We start from the raw sequence: 3297 nt of genomic DNA, 5'->3' as shown, positions 1-3297 counted from the left end.
CGGCGATGCGCCCGGCGAGTTTGGGACGCGCGGCGGCGGCGCGCGCCAGGTAGCGGGAATAAGCGGTGCTGATCAGGGCAGAGGCGTCGGTCATGGCGGCGGCGCGGCAGGAAGGCGGTCGGAGCGTCGGAACGCCGGCGCGAGACGCGCGGCGCCGGGAGACAGGCCGGAAAAACCGTGCGCGGCGGCCATCGCCCGCGCGCCGATTTTCCGGCGGCAGCGGCGCGCAAGCCGGCCATACGGCCGCCCGGGCGCACCCCTGTGTTACATTTCAGCGTCAGTCCGCAACGCTATCACATCGCCGCCCGTCCGCCGCATGCCCGACCGTCAGGAATCCGCAGCCAGTCAAGAAGCCGGACCTCCCAAGCACGATCATCCGGTGCTGCGGCGCGTGCTCCGCGTCGCCATCGTGAGCGGCGCCACCCTCTATTTCGTCGCCGCCACCGGCTACCTCGGCCTGCGCTACGTGCTGCTGCCCGAGGTCGACACGATGCGCCCCCGCATCGAAGCCTTCGTGTCCGACAAGCTCCACACCGAAGTCCGGATCGGCAAGCTCGCGCCGCATTGGTCGGGCATGCAGCCCGGCGTCGACATCACGGCGCTGACGATCCGCGGCAAGGACGGCAAGCCAGCGCTGACCGTGCCGCACGCCACCGCCGCGATCTCGTGGCGCTCGCTGATCCAGTTCTCGCCCACGCTCTCGAGCCTCGTGGTGGATGCGCCCGACCTGCTGATCGCGCGCGAGCGCGACGGCACGCTGTCGGTGGCGGGCGTGACCGTGCCGACCGTGCACAAGAGCGGTAACGACGCGTTCAGCACCTGGCTGCTGCGCCAGCAGGCGATCGTGCTGCGCGGCGGCACGCTGCGCTGGCTCGACGCCCAGCGCGGCGCGCCCGAGCTGACGCTGACCGGCATCCGGCTCGCGGTGCTCAACGACGGCCTGACGCACCGGCTCGCGCTGCAGGCGCCGGCCAACGGCACGCTGTTCGCCGGCCCGCTCGATTTCCGCGCACGCTTCACCCACACGCCGCTGGCCGCGATCGGCCGGCCCGCCAACTGGACGGGCGACGCCTACGTCGCCACCGGCGCGGTCGACCTGCCGACGCTCGCGCGCTACGTGCCGGTGCCGCTGCGCGCCTACACGGGCCGCATCGACAACACGATCTGGATCGGTTTTCGCAACGGCCGGCTGTTCGATGCGCACGGCAGCCTGAACGGCGCCGATCTGGCGCTGCGCGTGCGGCCCACGCAGCCGCGCCTCGACATCCCGGTCGCGAAGTTCGGCTGGGATCTCGCGCTCGATCCGGGCCACGACTACACGCTGAACCTCTCGAACCTGCACGCCGAGCTGGGCCAGCCGCCGCTCGACGACGGCACGCCGCTGTCGCGCGCGCTGGCGTTCTCGACGCTGACCGCGCGCTACCGCGTGCCCGACGCGCATCACGGCCAGTTGATCCAGGTGGCCGGCGACCGCGTCGATCTCGGCATCCTCGCCGAATTCATCCGCGGCCTGCCGCTGCCCGCGCGGTTCCGCAACGAACTGGTGCGGGTCGACCCGCGCGGGCTGGTGGCCAACTACGTGATGGAAGCCGAGCGCGCCGCGCCGAGCAGCGCGGAGCTGGCCGGCGACGAAACCGCGCATGCCGCGCCGATCGTGCGCTATCGCGTGACGGGCGACCTGCAGGGCATCAGCTTCGAGGCGCAGGAGCCGGGGCCGGGCCTGTCGCCGCGCGGCCATCCGCGCGCCGGCGTGCCGGGCTTCGAGAACCTCTGGGGCCACGTCGACGCGAGCGAGCGCGGCGGGCAGGCGAAGATCGACACGGTCAAGGCGGCCGTCACGGTGCCGGGCGTGTTCGAGGATCCGCGCCTGACGTTCGACCGGATCCGCGCGCAGACCTCGTGGACCATCGCGGCCAGCCCCGCGCCGGGCGAGCAGCGGCCGCGCGTCGAGGTGCAGGTGCCGTCGCTGTACGTGGCCAACCCGGACGCCGAAATCACCGTGGCCGGCAGCTACACGAACCCGGGCCACGGGCGCGGCAGCCTCGATCTGAAGGCCGATTTCGGCCGCGCGGCCGTGGCGCGCATCGTGCGCTACCTGCCGACCAGCATGTCGGATCGCCTGCACCAGTACCTCGGCCACGCGCTGCAGGCCGGCACGGTGTCGAAGGGCGCGACGATCGTCGCCAAGGGGCCGCTCGAAACGTTCCCCTACGAATACACGCCCGATCAGGGCATCTTCCACGTGCACGCGCCGTTCACGGGCGGGCGCTTCGAGCCGACGCCGCAGCCGCCGCGCCGGCTCGCCAACGGCACGCTGAGCGTGTGGCCGGCGCTCGACGGCATCGACGGCGTGTTCGAGATGCAGCAGAACAAGCTGCGCTTCGACATTCCGCGCGCTCACTACAAGGGCGTGAAGCTGACCGGCGTGGTCGGCCGCATCGACGATCTGGGCCAGCCGCTCAAGTCGCCGCTCGTGATCGAGGGCAAGGCCCACGGCCCGCTCGCCGACCTGATCGACTACGCCGACAACAGCACGCTCGGCGGTTTGTCCGGCCACGTCGGCCAACGGCTGCGCGCGCAGGGGCCGGCCTCGCTGGCGCTGAAGCTGACCATCCCGCAGCGTCAGAAGCAGCCGCACACGCAGGTCGCCGGCGCGCTCGCGTTCGGCGGCAACACGCTGGAGGCGGACGGCCTGCCGCCGCTGTCGCAACTGCGCGGCACGGTGCGCTTCACGCAGCAGAGCGCCGCGCTCGACCGGCTCTCGGCGCGCCTGCTCGGCGGCGACGTGCACGCCAACGGCGCGTTCCGCCACGGCGGCAACTACGATCTCGACGTGGATGGCCGGATCGCTGTCGATTCGGCGCGCGGGCTGAACCTGCACGGGCCGGCGGCGGCGCTGCTCGGCCGGGTGGTCGGCGACGCGCCGTATCGGCTCTCGGTGCGCGGCGCGAAGGGCGGCCTGCCCGACGTCAGTGCATCGTCCGACCTGACCGGGCTCGCGCTCGACTTCCCCGCGCCGTTCACCAAGCCGGCCGGCACGCCGATGCCGTTCAGCTTTACGCTGCATCCGCTGCCGCCCGACGGCGGCCGCACGCTGGGCCAGGCCGACCTGAAGCTCGGCCCGGTGGCCGCCACCTATCTGCTCGACGCCACGCACGGCGAGCCGGTGCGCGCGGTGCGCGGCGCGCTCGGCATGAACCGCATGCCCGATCTGCCGCGCGACGGCGTGACCGCCGCCGTCGACGCGTCCGCGCTCGACGCCGACGCATGGCTCGCGTTCGCCAAGACGCTGCGGCC

General features: G+C 72.9%; 1 protein-coding gene. It reads left to right on the top strand.

Features of this window, described 5'->3' with window-relative positions; translation table 11 throughout:
• Window positions 1-316 precede the first annotated feature (316 nt).
• Window positions 317-3297 (top strand): DUF3971 domain-containing protein (locus tag G3N92_RS31925; protein ID WP_206131527.1); only part of this gene is annotated, 2981 nt, incomplete at its 3' end.

It is taken from the genome of Burkholderia sp. Ac-20379, assembly GCF_017104645.1.
GTDB lineage: Bacteria > Pseudomonadota > Gammaproteobacteria > Burkholderiales > Burkholderiaceae > Burkholderia.
The sequence above is the reverse complement of the archived record's forward strand: the minus strand, read 5'-3'. Positions and strand labels throughout refer to the sequence as shown.